Source organism: Paenibacillus sp. LHD-117, assembly GCF_030929555.1.
Classification (GTDB): Bacteria; Bacillota; Bacilli; order Paenibacillales; family Paenibacillaceae; genus Pristimantibacillus.
On sequence record NZ_JAVFVT010000018.1, the window covers coordinates 1 to 20,655 of the forward strand.

24 protein-coding genes, 1 rRNA gene and 1 riboswitch are annotated in these 20,655 nt (G+C 52.4%); of the genes, 2 read left to right on the plus strand and 23 right to left on the minus strand.

The genetic code is table 11. From position 1 onward, the window contains the following. Positions 1 to 215, minus strand: a 16S ribosomal RNA gene (locus RB620_RS15225); the annotation flags it as partial. A 466-nt stretch (positions 216 to 681) separates the two neighbouring features. On the opposite strand from RB620_RS15225, the gene RB620_RS15230 reads away from it, so the two are divergent. Continuing rightward, on the plus strand, positions 682 to 975 hold the full coding sequence (locus tag RB620_RS15230) for a Dabb family protein (RefSeq protein ID WP_308095644.1): 294 nt from the start codon (positions 682 to 684) through the stop codon (positions 973 to 975). 103 nt (positions 976 to 1,078) lie between these two features. Here RB620_RS15230 and RB620_RS15235 read toward each other — a convergent pair whose 3' ends face one another. The 12 genes from RB620_RS15235 to RB620_RS15295 all read right to left on the minus strand — a co-directional run bounded on the left by RB620_RS15235 (position 1,079) and on the right by RB620_RS15295 (position 11,685). Then, positions 1,079 to 2,011 carry an acetamidase/formamidase family protein gene (locus RB620_RS15235; protein ID WP_308095646.1) on the minus strand — a complete coding sequence of 311 codons (933 nt, stop codon included), beginning with the start codon at positions 2,009 to 2,011 and terminating at the stop codon, positions 1,079 to 1,081. A 228-nt stretch (positions 2,012 to 2,239) separates the two neighbouring features. Next, entirely contained in the window at positions 2,240 to 2,710 is a 471-nt protein-coding gene (locus RB620_RS15240) for a DinB family protein (RefSeq protein WP_308095647.1), read from the minus strand. Between the two features lie 14 nt (positions 2,711 to 2,724). After that, on the minus strand, positions 2,725 to 3,576 hold the full coding sequence (locus RB620_RS15245) for a nucleotidyltransferase domain-containing protein (RefSeq protein ID WP_308095648.1): 852 nt from the start codon (positions 3,574 to 3,576) through the stop codon (positions 2,725 to 2,727). A 220-nt stretch (positions 3,577 to 3,796) separates the two neighbouring features. Further along, positions 3,797 to 4,324: a DinB family protein gene (locus RB620_RS15255; RefSeq protein WP_308095650.1), complete on the minus strand. Its 528-nt coding sequence runs from the start codon at positions 4,322 to 4,324 to the stop codon at positions 3,797 to 3,799. A gap of 133 nt (positions 4,325 to 4,457) precedes the next feature. Further along, complete coding sequence (locus RB620_RS15260) at positions 4,458 to 4,847, minus strand: VOC family protein (RefSeq protein ID WP_308095651.1); 390 nt, start codon at positions 4,845 to 4,847, stop codon at positions 4,458 to 4,460. A 152-nt stretch (positions 4,848 to 4,999) separates the two neighbouring features. Next, positions 5,000 to 5,572 (minus strand): hypothetical protein, encoded by a 573-nt coding sequence (locus RB620_RS15265; protein ID WP_308095653.1) that lies wholly within the window; start codon positions 5,570 to 5,572, stop codon positions 5,000 to 5,002. A 212-nt stretch (positions 5,573 to 5,784) separates the two neighbouring features. Then, on the minus strand, positions 5,785 to 6,804 hold the full coding sequence (locus RB620_RS15270) for an ABC transporter ATP-binding protein (protein WP_308095654.1): 1,020 nt from the start codon (positions 6,802 to 6,804) through the stop codon (positions 5,785 to 5,787). Between the two features lie 17 nt (positions 6,805 to 6,821). Continuing rightward, positions 6,822 to 7,604, minus strand: coding sequence for an ABC transporter permease (locus tag RB620_RS15275; RefSeq protein WP_308095656.1), 783 nt, complete (start codon positions 7,602 to 7,604; stop codon positions 6,822 to 6,824). Further along, complete coding sequence (locus RB620_RS15280; protein WP_308095658.1) at positions 7,601 to 8,416, minus strand: ABC transporter permease; 816 nt, start codon at positions 8,414 to 8,416, stop codon at positions 7,601 to 7,603. The genes RB620_RS15275 and RB620_RS15280 overlap by 4 nt, the downstream gene beginning before the upstream one ends. Beyond that, a complete protein-coding gene (locus tag RB620_RS15285) occupies positions 8,407 to 9,597 on the minus strand; it encodes a serine hydrolase domain-containing protein (protein WP_308095659.1) in 1,191 nt (396 codons plus the stop codon). Before RB620_RS15285 ends, RB620_RS15280 begins: the two co-directional genes overlap by 10 nt. 49 nt (positions 9,598 to 9,646) lie before the next feature. Continuing rightward, the gene (locus tag RB620_RS15290) at positions 9,647 to 10,801 is read right to left on the minus strand and encodes a serine hydrolase domain-containing protein (protein ID WP_308095661.1); all 1,155 of its coding nucleotides are present in this window, start codon (positions 10,799 to 10,801) and stop codon (positions 9,647 to 9,649) included. Positions 10,802 to 11,205: 404 nt separating this feature from the next. Next, the gene (locus RB620_RS15295) at positions 11,206 to 11,685 is read right to left on the minus strand and encodes a hypothetical protein (protein WP_308095662.1); all 480 of its coding nucleotides are present in this window, start codon (positions 11,683 to 11,685) and stop codon (positions 11,206 to 11,208) included. Between the two features lie 174 nt (positions 11,686 to 11,859). Between RB620_RS15295 and RB620_RS15300 the strand changes: the two genes are divergently transcribed. Continuing rightward, the gene (locus RB620_RS15300) at positions 11,860 to 12,270 is read left to right on the plus strand and encodes a hypothetical protein (protein ID WP_308095664.1); all 411 of its coding nucleotides are present in this window, start codon (positions 11,860 to 11,862) and stop codon (positions 12,268 to 12,270) included. Positions 12,271 to 12,290: 20 nt separating this feature from the next. Here the strand turns inward: RB620_RS15300 and RB620_RS15305 are convergent, their stop codons facing one another. The 10 genes from RB620_RS15305 to RB620_RS15350 all read right to left on the minus strand — a co-directional run bounded on the left by RB620_RS15305 (position 12,291) and on the right by RB620_RS15350 (position 20,654). Then, positions 12,291 to 12,851 (minus strand): hypothetical protein, encoded by a 561-nt coding sequence (locus RB620_RS15305; protein ID WP_308095666.1) that lies wholly within the window; start codon positions 12,849 to 12,851, stop codon positions 12,291 to 12,293. Positions 12,852 to 12,935: 84 nt separating this feature from the next. Then, positions 12,936 to 13,343 carry a zinc ribbon domain-containing protein gene (locus RB620_RS15310; protein ID WP_308095668.1) on the minus strand — a complete coding sequence of 136 codons (408 nt, stop codon included), beginning with the start codon at positions 13,341 to 13,343 and terminating at the stop codon, positions 12,936 to 12,938. Positions 13,344 to 13,786: 443 nt separating this feature from the next. Beyond that, positions 13,787 to 14,443 carry a peptidoglycan recognition protein family protein gene (locus RB620_RS15315; RefSeq protein ID WP_308095669.1) on the minus strand — a complete coding sequence of 219 codons (657 nt, stop codon included), beginning with the start codon at positions 14,441 to 14,443 and terminating at the stop codon, positions 13,787 to 13,789. 70 nt (positions 14,444 to 14,513) lie between these two features. Beyond that, a complete protein-coding gene (locus RB620_RS15320) occupies positions 14,514 to 15,284 on the minus strand; it encodes a glucosaminidase domain-containing protein (protein ID WP_308095671.1) in 771 nt (256 codons plus the stop codon). 110 nt (positions 15,285 to 15,394) lie between these two features. Further along, complete coding sequence (locus RB620_RS15325) at positions 15,395 to 16,297, minus strand: TatD family hydrolase (RefSeq protein ID WP_308095673.1); 903 nt, start codon at positions 16,295 to 16,297, stop codon at positions 15,395 to 15,397. After that, entirely contained in the window at positions 16,278 to 17,054 is a 777-nt protein-coding gene (locus tag RB620_RS15330; RefSeq protein ID WP_308095675.1) for an ABC transporter ATP-binding protein, read from the minus strand. The genes RB620_RS15325 and RB620_RS15330 overlap by 20 nt, the downstream gene beginning before the upstream one ends. After that, the gene (locus tag RB620_RS15335; RefSeq protein ID WP_308095677.1) at positions 17,044 to 17,835 is read right to left on the minus strand and encodes an ABC transporter permease; all 792 of its coding nucleotides are present in this window, start codon (positions 17,833 to 17,835) and stop codon (positions 17,044 to 17,046) included. The genes RB620_RS15330 and RB620_RS15335 overlap by 11 nt, the downstream gene beginning before the upstream one ends. Next, the gene (locus RB620_RS15340; protein ID WP_308095678.1) at positions 17,825 to 18,127 is read right to left on the minus strand and encodes a thiamine-binding protein; all 303 of its coding nucleotides are present in this window, start codon (positions 18,125 to 18,127) and stop codon (positions 17,825 to 17,827) included. Before RB620_RS15340 ends, RB620_RS15335 begins: the two co-directional genes overlap by 11 nt. Before the next feature lie 30 nt (positions 18,128 to 18,157). Next, on the minus strand, positions 18,158 to 19,147 hold the full coding sequence (locus tag RB620_RS15345; RefSeq protein ID WP_374121413.1) for an ABC transporter substrate-binding protein: 990 nt from the start codon (positions 19,145 to 19,147) through the stop codon (positions 18,158 to 18,160). A gap of 230 nt (positions 19,148 to 19,377) precedes the next feature. Continuing rightward, positions 19,378 to 19,485, minus strand: a riboswitch (TPP riboswitch). A gap of 53 nt (positions 19,486 to 19,538) precedes the next feature. Continuing rightward, the gene (locus RB620_RS15350; RefSeq protein ID WP_308095682.1) at positions 19,539 to 20,654 is read right to left on the minus strand and encodes a GerAB/ArcD/ProY family transporter; all 1,116 of its coding nucleotides are present in this window, start codon (positions 20,652 to 20,654) and stop codon (positions 19,539 to 19,541) included. Position 20,655 lies beyond the last annotated feature (1 nt).

A 20,655-nucleotide genomic window follows, 5' to 3' on the forward strand; every position in this document is an offset into this window, starting at 1 on the left:
TCTTTCCCGAATCGGCCATGCGACCAATCCGCGTATCCGGTATTAGCATTCGTTTCCGAATGTTATCCCAGTCTTATAGGCAGGTTACCTACGTGTTACTCACCCGTCCGCCGCTAACCATCAGGAGTGCAAGCACTCCATCAGATCCGCTCGACTTGCATGTATTAGGCACGCCGCCAGCGTTCGTCCTGAGCCAGGATCAAACTCTCCATAAAGGTGTTTGACTTGCTCATTACTTAACTAGCTAGAAGTTTTCGTACTTGGCCGAGCCAATGCGAAAATCTTCAAATTTGACATATCGCTCAATGTTCAGTTTTCAAGGAACAAACTCTATTATTTCTTGTGCCGTTTTTAGCGGCGAGAAGTATCATAACACATTCTATTTTAGAAAAGCAACAACTAATTTCAAAAAACTTTTTTTACTTTTCCAAATCGATGGTGTTCATTCTTTACTTATCGCGCATCATTTGCGGCGGACTCATATCATAGCACATACCTTTTTTCAGAGTCAACCTCTATTTTCATCTTCATAGAGAGATCATTCTTCTCCTTGTTGGACATTTCCAGCGAAATAAGCTCATTGGTGACGTGGCAAGATGTCAAAACGTACTGGAAAAGCTTGAACGTTTCATGCTATAGTGCTGATAGTTATAGATGTTGAGGAAAAAGGGGGATCTTTACATGATCGATCGCATGATTCTCGTGAAATTCGGCGAGCAAACGACCCATGCACAGCTGCAGGAAATCGTGGAGCAATTTAAGGCGCTGAAGCAGCACTTGTCTGGTGTCGTTGAAGTGAACGCAGGAATTAATTTCTCGGACAACAACAAGGGCTACCAGCTCGTGCTTCGCGTCAGATTCGAAGACAGTGCCGCGTTAGAGGCATACGGCCCGAATCCGCATCACCAAGCGGTAGCAGCGCTAATCCGCGAATATGGCCGGGAAGATAGCATCGCGGCCAATATCGAAGTGTAAAAATAACAGCGATGCGCTTTTCGAGGCAATCGCTGTTTTTTTGATTGCAGGTTGGAAATCAACTTGTATAGCGTATCGTTCTCTTCCAGCCTAATTGTATTTCTTATCTAATGGAACCATGTGCCAGCATGGCATGGACCCCACGAACTCCATTTACCATTTGCGTAATACGCAAATCAACAACCAGGCTCGCAAGAGCTAACGCTTCTTTACGATCAAATCCATATAATTCATTCATTAAATTCAACATTCCATCTAACGCAATAATCGACGCCTCATCTAAATCTTCGTGGAAACCCATAGTGATCCATGAAGTCGGCGTTTTTGCTCGAGGCATACTAATATTTATATTTTCATGCACTCTAAATTCGAGGTTTACGGCATCCATCGGACACTCTAATGCGGGACAACCAACCTCACCATCCCCTTGTACGGCATGACCATCACCTACTGAAAATAAGCCTCCTGATACCGGAATTGGCAAAAATAACGTGCTCCCCGCAATCAATTCTTTGCAGTCGATGTTTCCGCCACAATAACGTGGAGGAAACGTGGAATGTATACCAGGTTCATCAGGAGGCATGCCCATTACTCCCATAAAAGGACGTAGGGTAACCTTATGCCCTTTATCGCTTGTGCCAAGCATCAAGTTACTGTTTAGATTCCAATTAAGATGGTATTCTTCTCCATCGGCGACTCCTAAACTTTTATTTATCGGATGAGGGAATCCTCCAGCACTATTCCATCCCCACGAGCCTGGACGTATTTCGTTAATTTTAATTTCGAGCGTCATCCCTGGTTTCGCGCCGCGTATGAAAACGGGTCCACACAAGGCATGCCCCCCGTCTCGCGGGCTTTCCCTAGGCTCAAATCTCTTCCGTCCACCAGAAGGTGAAAATGGTTCCAGTCCCCAACCAGCATCTAGGGTACTAAAACAAACCGAATCTCCAGAATTAATCGTTATTACTGGTTCCAAATCCCTTGAAAATGAGCCATGAAGTGTTGATCTCTCAGGATGAATCGAATAGTTTGTCATCGTATCCCTCCAGAAATGTAATCACTTACACGACTATTATAATTGAATTAATTGGTTGAAGATTTGACTATATATGTCACTTTAATAACAATTTGATACGTTGAGGAATCAATGTTCTCCCTGCTCTTCGAAGAAACGTTCCCGGAAGGAATGGGTCCGACAAAATTGTCTTTTTCATAAAAGAATAAGAGGGTTGCCAACTTATTTATTCTGACAGCCCTCTTGCGCTTAAAATAATCCCCGGCGAATGAGATTAGCCGTTACGGGGGTTTTGCCCACTTCCCTCGACCATACGGACAATTGGCCGATATGATGGATTTCATGGGCGATTACATGTCGCATGATTTCACCATGCTTGAAGGTAACAGGATCCCCCTGCGGGGTTACTTCCGATAACTCCTTTAATTCCATTTCATTGGTCCACGACAGAACGAAAGGTCGAACCTCTTCGTGAAACCTGGCGGACAAATCCACTACTTTTTGCAAGCTAGCATAGGACTCGAACGGCTCAGTGAATTCCGGTTTCCCTTGCAAGCCGGCTATCCAACTGAATTCCACATCCGCAATATGAAACAACGTATGCAGAATGCCTCCGATGCCGCCAGTTCGTTTCTTGAGCAGTTCTTCTTCGGAAACGTCTTGGCACCAAGCGAACCAGTCCTGCCTCACTTGCCAGTTATACTCGAATAACTTCTGCACTTGTATTGGCCTCCTTACGTTTTGTCAGATTGCCGCTCCACTATCTCTTCCGTTTCTCGTATCAGGTCCCGCAAAACGTTAAGAGCATTCTCCATACCGGCCTCTTCTTCCCCGACCAAGGCCAAGATGCGATTGATTCTGTCGGCATATTGGCTAGGAACCATTCTGAAGGCATCGGCGATGGCCGTGGCTCCTTTTTCGTTCATGCAATACGTCTCGTTCAGCGCGAACAACACTTGATTCAAGCAGGCGATAGCCCGAAAACTACATCCGGCAATGTAAGATAAATCTTTTTTGTAAATTCCTTTTTTGCCAATCTCCATAGAGAAGTTCGCTTCCCATAAAAATTGTTGAACGATCGAATTCTGCATGGCTCTGGGGTACGGCGCCGTTCTGGATTTTAATTCTCCGACAAGGCCTGACGGATCCCATAACACCTTGCACAACGCTATCTCCGCTACATAAATGGAGTTGATAAATCCATGCGGATGCCCGGGTTGATAATCGATGGTGATTTTACCGCTCAAGCTTTGGTCCATTACGTTCGAAACCTTGTGAAGATCGCGATAGATAAAATCGACCGGTGTCTGATTCACTTTGAGCCAACCGCCTCCGTTAATCCAAGGTCCCCAACCGCCGATTTCCGTGACGAGGTCGTCACGAAGATCGTCATCCAGGGAGGAGGCTATTCGGCGAAGCCCGGTGATGTCCAACCCGTAGTCGGCGCTATAATAAATGCCAATATCAATATCGGAGCCAGCATGCTCCGTCCCCTTAGCTCTTGAACCGCCAAGAACTAAAGCTTGCACGCCGTCGATTTGTTTCAGATGTTCCACAATCCTTGCGATAATAGCTTGCGCATTCATGCCGCTCACTCCGTTATCAGTAGATTCCCTACAAGGTGGTAGTAGCGTTCACTATCCAGCACATGACGGATCATCTCTTTTATGCTCATGGCATCTGAATCCGGCTTCCAGTCCAATTATTCACCCGGAATGCTATCCCATATCTTTATGCTTCAGCGCCGAACCTCTTCCAAGTTCCCTACAATAGCTTCAATTGCGTTCATGCCAACATCCTTTCGATTCATATTCTGTTATGTTCGTTATACCACTTTCTGAGCTGATTAATATGAGCCTGATGATAGCGGCTATGGTCTGCCATATGCCATAGGCCCCAGCGTATCGTTGCTTGCTTTTCATTTTCATGTCCAAAAGTGACAACGATGTCAAGGTCGGCGTCTGTTAATTGCGTACATGTCTCTTTCAGTATTTTAATTACACCATCGTATTCAGACATAAGAGTGTTCAAAGACTTTCCTTTGACCATCGGAAGCCTATTATTTGCATCGATCATGGGGCCATATAGCTCTTTTAAAGAAAGAGGCAGCGGTTGTCCTTTCATTCTATAAACCCAATTAAGATCAACATACAGGATATGTTTTAGTAGCTGAGCGGTACTATTAAAGTTGTTTGTTGGACCCTTGTAATCTATTTCTTCTTGCGACATGCCTTCAGTGATTAATTTTAATCTTTGGCTATTCTCTACCACCGCTGAATATAAAATCCCCACAATAGGCGACATATTGGCTTCGCCTTGTAAATCGTAAAGCATCCGAGCTATTCCTCCCGCAATATAAGACGTCGCTGACACAAACTTCTCGAAGAACTCCCGATTGCATTTGTACATGGCTGTCAATTCTTTGGCGTCCGCCTCCTCAGGGAACCGGACGTAAGATTTGAGCGTATTAGTCGGTTTTGTTCCCCGAACCGATACCGATTACATACCCATCCAGATCTTTTACCGAAAATTCTTTCCAAGTCCCCCAATCGTGCTCGGTTACCAACGGTTCGGAAACAATGATTGCCCCATTGGATTTTAATTCCTCATATAAAAGATCAAGCTCCTGGTGTGTCCGTACATAAGCATATGTATTCCAAGTGCCTTTGTTAGGCCTAACATCCTCAATGGCTGCCGCTTGAATTAATTTAAATCCTAACCCAAAATCATCTCGAATGGCCCAGTAATCATTCACTTCACATCCCAATGCTTTTTCGTAATAAGTTCGGGACTGTTCTAAATTTGAAACCAATAAGACTGTAAGTGAATTCTCGATCCTCGCCTTCGTCATATCCATCTTATCGATCGCTCCTTACGCTTCATGGTAATTCCATCCACAAAGATAATAGCGAATGTATGTTCGTTTGTAAAGCAGTTTTTTAGGACTCTCCAGCTGGGTGACCAACCATTTGCGAGCAGAGGGCAGCCGGAACTGGATTGCCGCCTATTTCAAATTTCCGTTTGATAAATCTCAAATTGTATAGGTTTATTTTTCAAAGCTGCTTTAAACGATTCTTGATTTTCTATTTCAGCAAAATATTCCTCTAATTCGCCGCCTTCGTCAAAAAAGAACCATAACGCATCACTTTCAAGTTCACTTATCTCATCTGTTGGTTCAAAGACGAAATGGCTTACAAGTTGTTCCATATGCGAGTACTCGCCATTGTCCTCATAAACGGAGAATTGACGAACAAAATTAACAAAAAACCGTTCTTTACCAAGTTTGAAGCCAGTCATGTCCGTAAATCCACATTCATACAGTAAACCCGATTCAACATTACGCCCATCATCGCCAACCTCTTCTTTAGAAAAAGTTTTAAACACATCCCAAAACTTTGCTATATCACTAGAACCCGCACCAAGCTCGACTTCAAGTGATTTTTTAAAATAACTTTCTACATCTCGTAATCGAATCACTTTTTCAACTCCTGTTTTCAATCTTTTACTATCATCTTTCTCGTTTGTGCAACCTAGCGTAACAATCATAAGTACAAGGAGTAAAACAATCATTCGAAAATTCACTTCTCAATCCCCTTTTTCTTAATTAATTCATTTAAAGTTCGAATCGAAGAACGGTAAAAATAGCCAAAAGTAGCATTCCCAAAAATCCCAATATTAATAATTACAACTTTCCTGCCGCTGATCGAAAAATAAAAAAGCACGCTGGCTGACAGCGCGCTTTAGAACGTAAATAAGCAGATGATCGGATTGCTCGTTCATAGCTGGAAGGTTTCTCAACTCGTCGTCGCAATCTCAGCCTTTGCCCCTTCGGTATACAACTCCTTCATAATCGCCTCGATCGGCAGCGGCTCGATCGACATATCGATAATGCTGTACTTCTCGTTGAAATCGCTAATAAAATGCTTCAAAGGAAGCAGCGCCATATCGACCTCGACGGCAATTTCCAGCGGACCGATCCGCTCGGTCACCGCAAGCCCCGGCAACCGAAGGTCCGGGACGGCCGTTTCCGTCGTCAGGCGAACGGATTTCTTGTCCCCAAGCCGATTTCTTAAGCCGCTCAACGAATCATCTACGACGATCTCGCCATGGTTAATCACGATAACGCGCTCTGCCAGCAATTCTACATCGCCTAGATCATGCGTCGTCAGAATAAACGTTACGCCCTGGCGATTCATGCCGCGAATAAACGAACGGATGTTCTCCTTGGCAATCATGTCGAGGCCGATCGTCGGCTCGTCGAGGAACACAAGCTCGGGCCGGTGCAGCATCGCCATAATAAACTCGCATTTCATCCGTTCGCCGAGCGACAGCTGCCGTGTCGGCTTGCGGATAATGTCACCCGCCTCGAGCAGCGTGACCAGCTCATCCAGCGTCGATTCGTATTCGCGGTCTCCGACGCCATAAATCGCTTTATTCATATAGAAGGCGTCAGCCGGCGGAATGTCCCACATCAGCTGCGACTTCTGGCCGAATACGGCGCCGATCCTTCCGACATACTGCCTGCGCTGCTTCGACGGATTCATCCCGAGCGCCCGGACTTCCCCTGAAGTCGGATGCAGGACGCCGGTCAACATTTTGAGCGTCGTCGATTTCCCGGCGCCGTTCGGACCCAGGAAAGCAAGCATCTCTCCCTGCTTTACGGTAAACGACAGATCATTCACCGCTATCACTTCCTTCATCGGACGCCGGATCAAATTTTTCGCGACCTCGCGCAGCGTATGTCCCCGTTCATGGGTCATATAGGTTTTGGTCAAGTGCTTCACTTCAATCATCGTCTGTTCTCCGCCCCCCATTCCTTTCTCTCCGTCTGTCAGCCCCCCGCGCTCGTGTAGCCCTTCAGCATCCGATGCCAGAACCATATGCCTAGCGCGAGGAAAGCGCAAGCCGGCGCAAGCGCCCACAGCGCTCCCCACCCGCTGCGCCCGAGCAGCGCCGTTGCCGGCACAAATGCGATCAGGCCGATCGGCAGCACGTACGTCAATAGATTCTGGAGCGACTTGGAGAAGATCGTGCCCGGATACATTCCGAACTGCGTCACCGCGTCGAAAATGTCAAACACGCGGCTGCTTCCAACCCAGCGGAAGAGCATCCCCGACAGAAACACCGATACGGCGCATAAAATAGCGATCGACGCGCCGAACAGGAGACCGAATTGCAGCCAGGCTTGCCCCGATGCCGCAGGCAGCCCGCTGAGCGCGAAGCCGAACAGGACGGAGCCGCTGATCAATCGCCCGAAGTCGTCAAAGTCGAAGCCGGTTAGCATCGCCATGAACATGACGGGGCGCGGACGAAGCAGCAGCAGATCGAACGTGCCCTCGCGCACTTGGGACAGCGTCGTCCCTACCATCCCGAAGAAGAACGGGAACGCGATCCCTTTCGCAAGCGTGAACACCGATTGGACCAGCAGCGCCTCGTGCAAGGTCCAGCCCGGGAACGATGCTCCGGCGTTATAAATCAGCAGCGTCACGAACGGAATGACCAGATCCCCGATCATGAGCAGCAGCACGCTTAAAGCGAAGTGGCCCCGATACGCCATTTGCTCCGCCGCTTTGGCGCGAACGACTGCGGCTAGGCATTGCATGATCCCGCTCATACGCCTACCCCCGTGAATCGCCTTAGCGCGGCGTTATACAGGAGTAGCATGACAGCGCCCGCGGCCGCGACGGCCGCCGCCTGCAAGCCGACCGCCTGAGCGAGCGACAGCGAAATGCCGGCGAGCTCGTAATGTCCGATGTACACTTGTGCCGGCAAATACGTAATAAATTGAAACGGCAGGAAAAACAATATTTTTTGCAGAACGTCGGGGAAGAAAGTCAGCGGAATAAACACCCCCGCGCTTACGTCCTTCAACAACAGAAAGACGCGCCTGACGCCATCCGCCCTCACCAGCCAGAACGCGGTCAGTCCGACGCAATAGTTCACGATAAAATGCATCAGGAAGCTCAGCGCGATCGATACGGCGGCTAAGGCAGGCTCGGCCGGTCTCATGTTCACCCCGAAGACGAAGATGAACAGCGCCATAACCGGAAGCACCTCGATCGCGAGCGCCAGCGATCGATGCCCCAGCTTCTGCGCCAGCGCGAACAGCCAATGCGGCAGCGGGCGCAGGGCGAATGTCACGAACTTCCCGGTCCGGACAAGCATTTGCAAATTCCAATCGGCGAAGTCGAATGAAATGTAATGGATCAGCATCGCCACGCCGAAGTAAGACAACATTTGATCATAGGTCAATCCGTTCATCGTCTCGCGGTTTTCGTACAACGCCTGCCATATGAACATTTGTACTAGAAACAGCACCGGTCCCACGAGCAAGGAGGCCGCCATATGCGATCGGAACGCCGCCCATTCCTTGTAGGTGGCGAAGCCGACGGCGCGTATGACCGCGATCAGCGTGCCTATAGCCATCCGGACCCGATGATGTTTTGCGTGCCGGTAATCGACTCCGGACTCCAGTCTGTATTGGATGGGACAAAAAATACGATAACCGCTTTCCGCTCCGGCTCGATGTGCAGCTTGCAACGTCCCGCTCCTTCATGGCCGTAGGAGCCCTCCGTGTTCCACTCGCCGGGCCCCGTCAACGATGCGCCTAATCCATAGGTCATCGAGGCGACTTTGCCGCCCCAGCAGAAGCCGGGAATGCCGTCATCCAGCGCATTGGCAGTCAGCTTCTCCACCGATTTGCGGGACAGGATGCGAACGCCGTCCAGCGATCCTCCGTTCAGCAGCATTTGGCCAAAACGGAACAGATCTTCCAGCGTCGAATATATGCCGCCTCCCGCCCGTGGCGCATGTCCCGATTCCTTGTTCGTTAACCGCGATGCTTCGTGCTGATTAATGACGCATACTTCCGCGTGCAGCTCCTCCGGCACGGAGAAGAACGTTCGACTCATGCCAAGCGGACGCACGATCTTCTCCATTACGTATTCCTCGAATCGCACTCCGCTAGCCCGGGTAACGACCTCCCCGAGAATGGCGTATCCGGCGGAAGAGTAACTCCACTGCTCACCGGGCCCGGCCAGCGGCTTGCCTGACAGAACGGCACGGATCCAGGCAGTCCGTCCCTGCTTCTCAAGCTCCTCCAGCTTCTCCGGATCCGTCTCGTCGGAAGCTCCTTCTTTATCCGGCTCGTAAGCGAACAGAACATCCCACCAGCCCATCGGATACGGCTCCTGGTAATAGAACGGGTCCGCCTGTATACCGGACGTATGCGTGAGCAAATGCCGAATTTGGACGCGCTCGTACATCGGATGCTTGAACTCTTCGATCCATTCGGCAACCGATTGGCGCAAAAACAGCTTCCCCTGCTCGACAAGCTGGAAAATCGCAACCGCCGTAAACAGCTTCGTGATTGAGGCGATGCGGCGGATCGAATCCTTTTGCAGCATGGAGGCCGGATTGTCACGAGTCAAAGGACCGAAGGCGCCCTCCGCGAATACCGAACCGCCTTGAGCCAGCAGATAAGAGGCGCACTCGATCTTGCCCGCTTCGATCAGCTTCTCGAAATGTCGCTCCAGCCTGCTCTGAACCGCCGGATCAAAACCCGCGTCCAGCGCGGTTATTACGTTGAACTCTCTCGTCATGGTCATGGATCTTCCCTCCGATATTCGATTGTGATTTAGGCAACGCTCGGCTCGGTTACAGCAGCCCTGACCATGCGATCGCGCGCGGAAGGATAACGGATTCATTCGTATACCCTTTAACGCTTGGAGCGAAGAAAACAAAGACCAACTCCTCTGCCGGATCGACGAATAATCCGCAATGCCCGAATCCTTCATGGGAGAACGTTCCTTTGCTGCATAGATCGTAATGCTCGAGCGACCAGCCGAGACCAAAGGGATAATCGGTCTGCTTATTGCCCCAGCCGTAATGGGCGACGCCGCTGAGATGATTGGTTGTTTGCAGCTCCACGGCGCGTTTGGATAGAATGCGCGCACCGCCGAATTGCCCGCCGTTTAGCATCATTTGGCCAAATTTCCATAGGTCGTCCATCGTCGAGAACAGGCCGTTGCCCGCCCGAGGCGGCGCATCCTCCTCTCTCATCCGCGGTTTGTAAACGTTGTCCCGTTCCCAATCATTCGTGCAGCAGACCTCGTCGCAGAGCGATTCCGGCACATCGAAAAATGACTTCGTCATCCCAAGCGGTTCAAGTATTTCCTCTTGCACATATCGGTCGTACGGCTTGCCAGACACCTTCGCGATGATCTCTCCCAGCAGCGCGTAGGAGCTGGTCGAATAGATCCATTCTTTGCCCGGCATGTTCTGCAGCGGCCCCGAAAGCACGGCCTTCTTCCAGCCGATATCATGGCCTTTCTCCTTCAATTCCCGAACGGCCCACTCGAACCAAGGAAGTCCGTACGGTTCTGTGTAGAAGCCCGGATCGCCTCGCAATCCGGACGTATGCGTTAACAAATGAAAAATGGTAATATCGCGATGTTTACCCGTGTCCATTTCCGTCAAAATGCTGCTCGCTGACTGCTTCAAGTACAGCTCGCCGCGGTCGATGAGCTGATGAATCGCAACCGTTGTAATCGCTTTCGTAATCGAGTAAACCTTGCGGATGGAATCCGGCTTCAGGTCCGCGCCGTCCTCGCCCGGCCGCAGCTTGCCCATCGAACGATGAGCGAACACTTTGCCTCCCCGCGAGATCAGGTAGCCTGCGCCTTGAATCGTACCCTTGTCGATCAGATCCGCGTAATGGTCGTCCAATCTGCGAATCGCTTGCGGGTCGTAATCTACGTCCTCCGGTCTCGTATCCGTCCAACCCTCATGAATCGATACTGTATCACGCATACTCGTATTCCCCTCCCAAACGTTTTGTTTCCCAAAACTTATACATTGGCGCAACTGGAGAATCATGAGAATCCCACAACAATTACCATTCTAATTGGAAATTACTTAGGCGTCTACGCATAGGATTGGTAAACTTTTAATTAAACGATTTCTATTTGCTGAGATTGCCGCAGCAAGTCCGGATCATGTACGTTCAGCCATTGCAGTTCCTCCGTCGCCACGTCCTCAGTATGCTATTTCGAAACGAAATCCCTTGTATCCGAGAACGGCGCACTGCAACATGGCACGTGTCAACAACAAAAAAACCACAGAGAGTTTTACACTCACCTGTGGCTGTTTAAGAACTTAAATTCTTCGAGCACTCTGAACGGTATTTTATTCCGCAAAATTATTTTATTTTATGGTTACTTTTTCGTAATCGAAATCTCCTTGTCAAAGAAATGAACCAATATTGTTGAACCTGAAGAGAAGAGAATTTCATGAGATAGTAGATGATCATTTACAGGTAGCAGCTCATCGTACCCCCACTCTTCAAATCCATTATGAGCACTGCTAGTAACTTCGGGAAAATTGATATTTAAATGAACAATCTTCCTGTACTCAATGATCCATTCTTCTCCCTCGCGTTCTACTTCAATATAAAGATTCGTTGGATAAGCGCTTCTTAATTGTCCTTGTGTTATTTTACATTCATTCACTTTACAATCATGGAAATCAGTTGTTTGAAAAAACTCGAAAATTTCTTTCTGCAGTCTCGTATTTAGCTTTTGATATTCACTCCAATAATATCGATCATTTAGTCTCCACTCATTTTCCGCACGCTCACTTTCTTCAAAATCTAATGAATTAATGGCTTCCCATAAATCTTTTCTAAAATACTTCAAAATAAATCCCGCTCCTAAGTTATTTGTCTTTCCGAAATAATATCCCACTCGGCTTTCAGCTCGGCAATGCCATCTTGGAGCATCCCGTATGCGAAGTTTGAAAATAAGGCGACAATGAGATTGAAGCCATTTTTTGAAAAGAGAGAAGTAGTCGAATAGTAAGGGGGAGTAGTATTGAGTTTAGCTTCCTACGTTGGCTGTAATATAGAACTACCAGCTAATGACGATGAGTATACAGACGACTTTTTCTATATTGGCAGTTGTTTCTCAGGCGAGGACAACCTGCATAATGTAAAGAAATATCAGTTCACTACACCATATGTTTATGAGGTATCAAGTCACTGGGGAATTGAAATTGCAAAACATATGAATCCCCAAACACGTGCTGAATCAAAAAAGAAGCTGTTAGAACTATGTAAAACGATGGACTCTCACCTTAAAAAAGGTGATTTTTTTGAGTTGTATAGTTGTTGGGTAGGCGAAGAAATGGAAAAGCGAGAAGGTAAGATCATCCTTCGAATCAATGAATTTGACATTGACCAGATTGAAATATCTGAAAAAACCTTAGTTAGGTTTGAAAAATGAGTTTACTACTTCATTTTTGGTTAATTCGTAATCAGTACGGACACCCCGTAGGTGGCCGTTCCCGTGTTGATTTTCCAATCGTAATTGCCCGCTTCCAAGTTATCGGGAACGATTCCTTTTACTACCCATTCCGCATCTTTAACCTTGACCTGCTTCTCCCAAATCTGAACCCGATTAGCTACACCTTTACTCGATGTTTGTATGTTGCCTTGTTCATCCTTGTGGCTGTCGCAAGTCCAAGCCGGCCGTATTTGCAGGAGCCGTTCATCGTTAAATTCCACGTTTACCGCCATGCTACGGCCGTGCACCGGTGAAGTCAGTCCTGTTCCATCTACTCGCTTTGCCTCTTTCACCCATTGCAAAAGCTCGGCGATCCGGTCCTCGTCCCGGCTGCCGATGAGCGGACTGCTAACGTCGCTCGACGGTATTGGCCTTGTCATATAGACCCAGCGCACGTTGGCCGCCGTCAGCGGAATATCCGCTCCATCCGAAGATTCCAGCATACCATCTGATTGACCGCAGCCGCTCAGGATCGCGACACTCGCCAACATGGAGCAGCAGATACGCTTCCATTTGTTCATATTGTTCTTCCCCTTTACGGCTGTCGATCCGTTTTAAATTCATCGTTTCCCGCTTACCTTAAAGTACGTGTTCAAAACAACCTCTTAAAGAAACAAATCCAGCATCGACCCGAACGTCCCGGCCTGGCGCCCTCTCAGCACGCTGGGATCGTAGATCTCGACCGCGCCGCAGCGCAGGCAGGAGACGAACAAATAGTGATGATGCTGAACATCCATCAGCTTGCTAAGACCCGTTCCCGTCATCGCGACTTCGGCCGCCCTGCATGTGTCGTTGCCGCATTTCGGACAAACGTATTCGCTCTCGATGCGGTACCTCTCGTTCAAGTCGTCCGCTTCGACGATTCGCTCCGAGACCGATTGTGCGCCATCCTCATCCGGCTGTCCACTTTCTTTCCCTTCCAAATGCTCAGGGAGCACTTCGTGTTTGCATTCCGGGCATATGTCTCCGCTGAGCCTTACCTCGCTGCCGCACCATGGACAGATCACATCCATCTTTCTTTCCCTCCTCGAAGTATTCCGTCATTGTTCTATCCAAATTTACGTATATTTCCACTCTAAAGTTGCTGCGAATACCAAAATAAATACCGGCTTCCACTTAAATCATACTCCGAATAAACCTGCCGACTGACGCTCCCCGCTACCGTTAATCTAACGGAGCCCAGCGCTCTTATTTTGCGATTATGAGCCCAATTAGAAATCTAACGGAGCCCACTGCGCTTATTCGATTAAAAATAGCACGATTTCAGGTAGAAACGCATAATAAGGTCCCCTGCATCCGTTAGCTATTCAAATCGAACAAAATAGGCCAAATAGCGTCGGCTGCATCCGTTAGCATGGCTGTATCCAAACACGAACACCACCAAAAGAAACGCGGCAAGCCCCCTCGGCTTGCCGCGTTTCATCGCTTACTCCCTTTCGTAACGCCTTTTCGCTCCTTAACCCGGCTTCGGGTCCTGGCCGCTCACGCGGCGCAGCTCGTTCGCCAGACGGTTAAATTCCTTCCTCGCTTCGGGGTCGGTCGTCGCCATATAGGCGGCGCTTAGGAATAGGATGATGTTGTTTGCGTCCTTCGGATCCAGCATAGGCTCATTCCCTTCTTCCAGTTTGGCTTCCACCTGGGCGACGAAAGCATCCCAGCCGCTCCAATCGCCGTCCTCGTTCATGCGTCTCGGACAATTTTTGCCGCTCCAATCGTAATGGCGCCGCAGGCGGTCCGTTCCCCAGCCGCGTTCCTTCAGCATGGAAGCGGTCAAATCCGTGGCGTTGTCCTGCGCCGCATCATAGTGGCCGCTCTCGCAAATTTCAATGGCAATCGATGTCCGGTTGCCGCTGTCCATGGAACTCCCGTCTCCCGCATGCCATGCCACTTCGTTCAGCGGGATGCATTCGATCGCTTCCTTCTGGTCGATGACAATATGATAAGAGGCCGTAGCCGTATTGGAGGGACTCGATAGCCAATTCCGCTCGTTCCGCGCGGTGCTGGTAGGATTGGCCGTATTGTGGATCGTGATCGTATCCGCGCTGAGCGCAAGGCCTGGACGCCTGTTGTTCGGCGTCGACTTCGGGATGTGGTCTACGATATACGTGTACAACAGGGTAACCTCCTCTCTCATTCGTCTTCTTACAGCATATGTCGCATAACAAGGGTTGGAGAGGGCATTCCTACCCCAGCAGCACGACTCTCGCCCTCGCATCCCACTCGATCGGGACTCCCAAATGCTCGGCCAACTCTCTTATTTTGACATAACCGACCGACATCGATAGCTTCGATTCCAGCTCCGCCCCGTTCACGGTCACTTGCTTGCCCGTCCAGCCGATCTTGGCGCCAAGCATCTCCCCGATTTTTCTCGCCGGTACCCATGTTGCGCCGTTCGCCAAATACCCCGTGGCGACGACTCGCCCCAGCAACGCAACGGGAACGATAGACGTTCCTTCAAATCCGCGCGTAGGCGTCACAGGCGCCGCTAGCTGGTCGTATTTCCGAAGTCCGTATTGCTGGATGATCGCCATCAGCTTGTTCGGATAAGCCGGATCCGTTGCGTAGCCGCAAGCGTGCAGCATCGCGGCTTGGCGCTCCGGCGTCCCGGCCGAGCGCACCCGCTCGTATCGCGCCGTCTCCATGAGCAGATCCATGTCTTTGTAAAAATGATAGATGCTTTTGTACGCCCGGAATGCCGCCTTCGCAGAGACAATTCTACCGTCGATATACTCCCAGGTGCCTTTGACGACCGCTTCGCCTTGCCAATAATCATTCGGAAAGCCGTTGCCGACTTTGATTCCGCCAAGATTGTTCCACGAGTGGATTTCCCCGCCGGACTCCAGCAGGCTCTGCGCCATCCGCACCGACGTGAACAGCTTGGACCCCTCCGATCGGACCAGCAGCACCGCTGGCGCAATGGCCTCAAAAAACTGTTCCCTTGTCAATTTCGCCATACCTATGCCCCCCTTCGCCATCACATTCCTTATTACGATGTATGCAACAGCTTGGCAAAAGGAAACGGCCCTACATCCGGAATGGACGAAGGGCCGTCATGATCGAGCAGCTATAGGTTGTAAAAAGTCCTCGTTTGGCGAAGCAGCGTTTCGGCGGTCTCGGATACATCCAATCCCTTGACGCTGGCGATGCCGATTGCCGATTCCCTGGCCATCGCAGGCACGGTCGGCTGTCCCTTATACGGTCCGTCGAAGGGCCATGGTCCATCCGTCTCCGCCATGATCAGCCGGAGCGGATACCGTTTGACCACTTCGACAATCTCGTGCTCGTAAGCGATATCCGGCGTCACGGAGATGGAATAACCCGCTTCCGCCATCCGATCCAGCGTCCGGGTGCTTCCCTTAAACCAATGGAAATGCGCCTTCTTGACGCCGTGAATGGCCAACAATTCGCAGGCTTTGTCCGCATCCTCGTAGACGGCGTGCAGCACGATCGGGCGGTCCAGCTCCGCCGCGAGCGCAACAAACGACTCTAGCAGCGTCAAATAAGGCGTCTCGTCGAAGCTGCCGCCTCCTGCCTCGACTTCCGTCCGCTTATAATACGGCAAGCCGACCTCGCCGATGGCGAACGCCTCGCCCGCGCGATGCCGTTCCCGGATCCAATCGAACAGCTCCTCCCGCTCTCCCTCGGAGGGAGGCTCCTGCTCCGGATGGAAGCCGTAGGCAGGATGGACGCGTCCCAGGTATCGAAGCGCCAGCTCGCGCGTCCGGACCGAGGAAGCAAGATCCATCGATACGGCGATGACCGCCTCTACGCCATGCTCGAATGCCTGCCGCAGCAGCGCATCTTGTTCTTCCTCGGGATACAGATCAACGTGGATATGCGCGTCGATGCACGGCAACCGCGATGGAGCGATGGGGCCAAGCGTGTCGCCGGGTTCACCGCCGGACACCGGAATCTCCCCGCTCAAGTCGACTTTCCCAGCGTCTGGTTTAGCTTCCGGCATGGGCATGAACGATCGCCTCCTTCGCTCCACCTTGCAGATGCCCGTAAATCCGGGTCTTCAGCTCGTTAAACCGCGGATCGGTCCATAAGTCTTCCCGGCGAGGCCGCTCGAAAGGGACGAACACCTCATCCACCACCGCAGCCGGCGCCGACGATAACACGATGACGCGGTCCGAGAGATAAAGCGCCTCTTCGATGCTGTGCGTGACGAGCAGCACCGACCTGCGATGCGCCTCCCAGATCGACAGCAGCCACTTCTGCATCTGCAGCCGCGTCAGCGCGTCGAGCGCCCCGAACGGCTCATCCAGCAGCATTAACGTTCGCGGCGACAGCAGCGCTCTCAGGAACGAGACGCGCTGCTGCATGCCTCCGGACAGCACATGCGGGTACGCATCCGCGTATTCCGCGAGTCCGACGCGCGCGAGCCACTCTAGCCCGAGCTCTCTCGCCTTCTTCTTCTCGATTCCGGCGATCGCGAGCGCCGTCTCGATATTGCCGGCGACGGTGCGCCAAGGTAATAACGACGCCTGCTGCGGCATATAGGCGACATGGCCGCGCTCTCCCGTCGTCTCGCGCCCTCCGATGCGAACCTCGCCCGCGCTCGGAGCCTCGAGTCCGCCAATAACGCTGAACAACGTCGTCTTCCCGCTGCCCGAAGGACCGATCAGCGAGACGAACTCGCCGTCCGCCACGGTCAAGGAGAAGTCGCGAAGTACGGCCTTTTCGCCGAAGCTTTTGCTCACGCCCTTCACTTCAAGCATCATGCCGCTTTCCCCCTTCCTTGGCGGACGGGCGCCAGCGGATAACGATCCGCTCCGCCCACGCCACCAGTCCGAATAACGTTAGACTTACGATGATGATCAAAATAACGGCCGCGAAAGCCCGCTCCGGCATAAATCCCCGAGACGACAACGCCATGAAACCGCCAAGCCCCAGCTTCGGCGACAGCAGCTCCGCGAAGACGGCGCTGAGCACGCTATAGGAGGCGGCGATCTTCAGGCCGGAGAACAGATGCACGACCGCGTTCGGCAGCTCCAGCCGCCAGAACAGCTCCCGCTTCCCGGCCCCGATCATCCGCATGTAATGGCGCAGTCCGGCATCCGTGTTCGACAAACCGGCCATCATCGCGATCGACACGGGGAAGAAGCAGACCAGCATGACCAGCATCACCTTGGGCAGCAGCCCGTAACCGAACAGCATCGTCAGGATGGGGCCGAGCACGACGATCGGCACGTTCTGCGACAGGATCAACAGCGGATAGACGCCTCTGCGCACCCCCGGCAGCAGATGCAGCAAAGCGGCGAGCGCGAAGCCCGCCGCCGAACCGCCCGCGAAGCCGATCAAGGTCAGCTTCAGCGTCGCCCACGTATGCGCCATGAGGCGCGGCCAGATGTCGATCGCCTCCCGCGTTACCGCGATCGGCGATGGAATCCGCCACGCATCCACGAGGCCGAGCGAAGCGGCAGCCTGCCAGAGCGCGAGAAGCGCGCCGAGCACGACGGCGGGCGGCCACAACTTCGCCCACCTCGCCGATTTACTGGCCATCGGGGTATTTCTCCAGCAAGCGGCCCATGGAAGCGCCGCTCTCCGGATTGTAATAGATCTTGATCTGGCTGATGACCGACGCGCAGCCCATCTCGGTCATCGCCTCGTTCATCCGCTGCACGACGTCCAGCAGCTCCGGAAGCTCGCCTTCCATCGTCGTCTCCAGCGGAGCGACGCGGTACGGCACGCCGGATGCCTTGATGATATCAATCGCGCGGTCCACGTAAGGGAGGACGCTTGCCCCGCCCGGCGTGCTCGGCAGGATTTGGATGCTTACTAATGCGTTAGCCATGCTGTTGCTCTCCTCTCCGATGTCTTTCGTTTATTCCGGCAGAAATTCGTTCGTGAACGCCTGCTCCGCGTCCAACTTGCCTTCAAGCAGTCCGTGGTCAAGCATCCACGTCGCGTAGTTTTCCCACACGCTCAGCTTCTGCTCGCCCCACCGCGCCGCGTCGTCCTGGTATTTCGGACTGAGCCACTTCTGGCTCGCTTTTACAAGCTCCGCGTTCAGATCCGGCTCCGCTTTGATCAGCACGTCCGCCGCATCCTCCGGATGTTCGATCGCGAATTGATACCCTTCCGCTGCGCCCGCCGTGAACGCCTTCACCAGCTCCGGATCGGACTCGATGTTTTTCTCGCTCGTCACCAGCACGGGCGTGTAGTAGTCCAGCTTATCGCTGTAGTCGGTCAAGTAAACCATGTTCAGCTCCTCGCCGCGCAGCTCCGCTTCGATTCCCGTCCACGCATAGTAGATCCATGCGAAGTCGATATCCCGCTCCACCGCGGAGAAGAAGTCGCTGTCGCCGATGCTGAGAATGTCCACCTTGCCGATGTCGCCGCCGTCCGTCTGCATGAGGGAGTCGATGACCGACTCCTCCAGCGGCGCGCCCCAGCCGCCGTATCGCTGGCCTTCGAATTTCTTCGGCGAATCGATGCCCTTCGCCTTCGGCGAAGCGAAGCCCGACGTGTTATGCTGGATGACCGCGGCGATCGAGACGATCGGCACATCGGCGATGCGAGCCATCGTCACGGATTCTTGATAGCTGACGCCGAAATCCGCGTCGCCGGAGGCGACCATGGCGTCCGCCCCGTCCTGCCCCGGCTGGACGATCTCCACGTCCAGGCCCTGTTTCTTGAAGAAGCCGTTATCCCGCGCGACGTAAAGTCCCGTATGATTCGTGTTCGGCGTCCAGTCGAGCACGACCTTCACCTTCCGGAGCTCCTTCTCCGCTCCCTCTCCGTTTACGTCTCCTCCGCTCGGCTCGTTGCCGTTCCCTCCGCAGCCGGCGAGCGTTAGCATCAAGGCGAGCATGGCCGCCGTAAGCCCCCGTCCCCATACGTTTTTGTTCTTCTTGTGCAGCATGATGTGTTCCCCTCTCCCGATATGTAAGTCTCCGCGATTGACGCTCCCCGCACGCTCCTCTATTTCCCTTCTTGAAACAAAAAAATCGCCCCCCTGATCAGGAGGACGAGTTGCCATCGGCTTGTTCAGCGGCTTCCTTCGTCCGCGCGCAGCCGCAAACGGCTGTACACTAAACATGAAGAAGCGCTGGCTTCTGTTCCTACGCCGGCATTATCCGGATCAGGTATACGGGTCGGAATGTTGTCATTCCCTCTCAGCCGGCCTAACCAGCTCCCCGGAGCATATTCGGTTACGTCAATTACGTAACCAATTATAACAGACTCCGCGGGTATTGCCAGCTTTATTTTGCCGCTTGGGGACTTCCTCCTCCCGCCAGCCCTTTCTTATACCGCTTTCTTACCCCCACAATGAGCATCATGAGCGGCAGCGCGACCTGGAAGAGAGGCACGATCTTCAGCGTCACGTCCAGACCGAGCCAGATGTGGAACGTGTTGTTCGGTTCGAGGAAGGAGGCGCCGTAGATGGCCGCTCCGATCGGAAACACCAAATTGCGCTGCGCGACGCCCGTAACGGATTCGGTGACTAGCAGGGAGGCCAAGTACAGCGCCGTAATTTTCACGTATAACCCGATGAACAGCAGTAACGTGACGATGATATCCAGACGCTCCAGAAAGTTGAAAAGCCGGATTAATTGCACCGCCTGCAGCAGCGGCAGCCCGGTTGCCCCCGCGAGCGCCGGTCCGAGCACGCACAGGATCAACGCGTTCATGAAGATCAGAAACCCCGACACGGCACATTGCGACAGGAGGGTCACTTTGGCAATCGATTTCCGCTCCTTCACGAGGTTCCAGAACATGAACATGACGACGAGCTGCGCGAACGGAAACGACACCAGATCCGGGAAAGCCGCCTGAATGACGGGCATCGGACCGTCTTCCATGACGGGAAGCAGCTGGTCGAACTTTACGAGTCCGCTGAAGAACAGCAGAATGATCAGAAGCAAATAACTGACGGCCGCAATCGGAAACAGCAGCTGCACGACGCGGACGAACACCTCCACCCCTTTGGAGACGGTGTAAACGGCGACGAGCACGATAAACAGCATGATGAGCCACTTTGGCGTAATATTAAGCAGCGCCGCCGACGTCAGCTCGCCCACGTCGCGCACGTTCCTCATGCTCTCGTACGCGAACCATACCGCGTGCAGCATGCCGACGGCGCTGCCGATCCATTTGCCGAAGTGGATTTTGTACAGCTTGGCGAGCTCCGCGTCCGGAGCCCTTCGCTGGATGAACAAATACATGGCCGTCAGAAGCAGGCCGGCGGCGGCGGCCATCGTCATCGCGATCCAGGAATTCTGTTTGGCTTTGATACCTAGCTCGAACAGCGGCGTGCTGCCGATCACGAACAATACAATGAGCAGCGCGAGCTGGCTTTTGCCGATCTGCTGACGCATG

What these genes read in the sequence shown, in the direction of transcription:
- RB620_RS15275 (WP_308095656.1), bottom strand. Translation starts at nt 7,604, where the DNA reads ATGAGCGGGATCATGCAATGCCTAGCCGCAGTCGTTCGCGCCAAAGCG.
- RB620_RS15245 (WP_308095648.1), bottom strand. Translation starts at nt 3,576, where the DNA reads ATGAATGCGCAAGCTATTATCGCAAGGATTGTGGAACATCTGAAACAA.
- RB620_RS15230 (WP_308095644.1), top strand. Translation starts at nt 682, where the DNA reads ATGATCGATCGCATGATTCTCGTGAAATTCGGCGAGCAAACGACCCAT.
- RB620_RS15325 (WP_308095673.1), bottom strand. Translation starts at nt 16,297, where the DNA reads ATGCCCATGCCGGAAGCTAAACCAGACGCTGGGAAAGTCGACTTGAGC.
- RB620_RS15235 (WP_308095646.1), bottom strand. Translation starts at nt 2,011, where the DNA reads ATGACAAACTATTCGATTCATCCTGAGAGATCAACACTTCATGGCTCA.
- RB620_RS15320 (WP_308095671.1), bottom strand. Translation starts at nt 15,284, where the DNA reads ATGGCGAAATTGACAAGGGAACAGTTTTTTGAGGCCATTGCGCCAGCG.
- RB620_RS15255 (WP_308095650.1), bottom strand. Translation starts at nt 4,324, where the DNA reads ATGCTTTACGATTTACAAGGCGAAGCCAATATGTCGCCTATTGTGGGG.
- RB620_RS15260 (WP_308095651.1), bottom strand. Translation starts at nt 4,847, where the DNA reads ATGGATATGACGAAGGCGAGGATCGAGAATTCACTTACAGTCTTATTG.
- RB620_RS15290 (WP_308095661.1), bottom strand. Translation starts at nt 10,801, where the DNA reads ATGCGTGATACAGTATCGATTCATGAGGGTTGGACGGATACGAGACCG.
- RB620_RS15285 (WP_308095659.1), bottom strand. Translation starts at nt 9,597, where the DNA reads ATGACCATGACGAGAGAGTTCAACGTAATAACCGCGCTGGACGCGGGT.
- RB620_RS15345 (WP_374121413.1), bottom strand. Translation starts at nt 19,147, where the DNA reads ATGCTCGCCTTGATGCTAACGCTCGCCGGCTGCGGAGGGAACGGCAAC.
- RB620_RS15305 (WP_308095666.1), bottom strand. Translation starts at nt 12,851, where the DNA reads ATGAACAAATGGAAGCGTATCTGCTGCTCCATGTTGGCGAGTGTCGCG.
- RB620_RS15350 (WP_308095682.1), bottom strand. Translation starts at nt 20,654, where the DNA reads ATGCGTCAGCAGATCGGCAAAAGCCAGCTCGCGCTGCTCATTGTATTG.
- RB620_RS15330 (WP_308095675.1), bottom strand. Translation starts at nt 17,054, where the DNA reads ATGATGCTTGAAGTGAAGGGCGTGAGCAAAAGCTTCGGCGAAAAGGCC.
- RB620_RS15280 (WP_308095658.1), bottom strand. Translation starts at nt 8,416, where the DNA reads ATGGCTATAGGCACGCTGATCGCGGTCATACGCGCCGTCGGCTTCGCC.
- RB620_RS15340 (WP_308095678.1), bottom strand. Translation starts at nt 18,127, where the DNA reads ATGGCTAACGCATTAGTAAGCATCCAAATCCTGCCGAGCACGCCGGGC.
- RB620_RS15270 (WP_308095654.1), bottom strand. Translation starts at nt 6,804, where the DNA reads ATGGGGGGCGGAGAACAGACGATGATTGAAGTGAAGCACTTGACCAAA.
- RB620_RS15310 (WP_308095668.1), bottom strand. Translation starts at nt 13,343, where the DNA reads ATGGATGTGATCTGTCCATGGTGCGGCAGCGAGGTAAGGCTCAGCGGA.
- RB620_RS15335 (WP_308095677.1), bottom strand. Translation starts at nt 17,835, where the DNA reads ATGGCCAGTAAATCGGCGAGGTGGGCGAAGTTGTGGCCGCCCGCCGTC.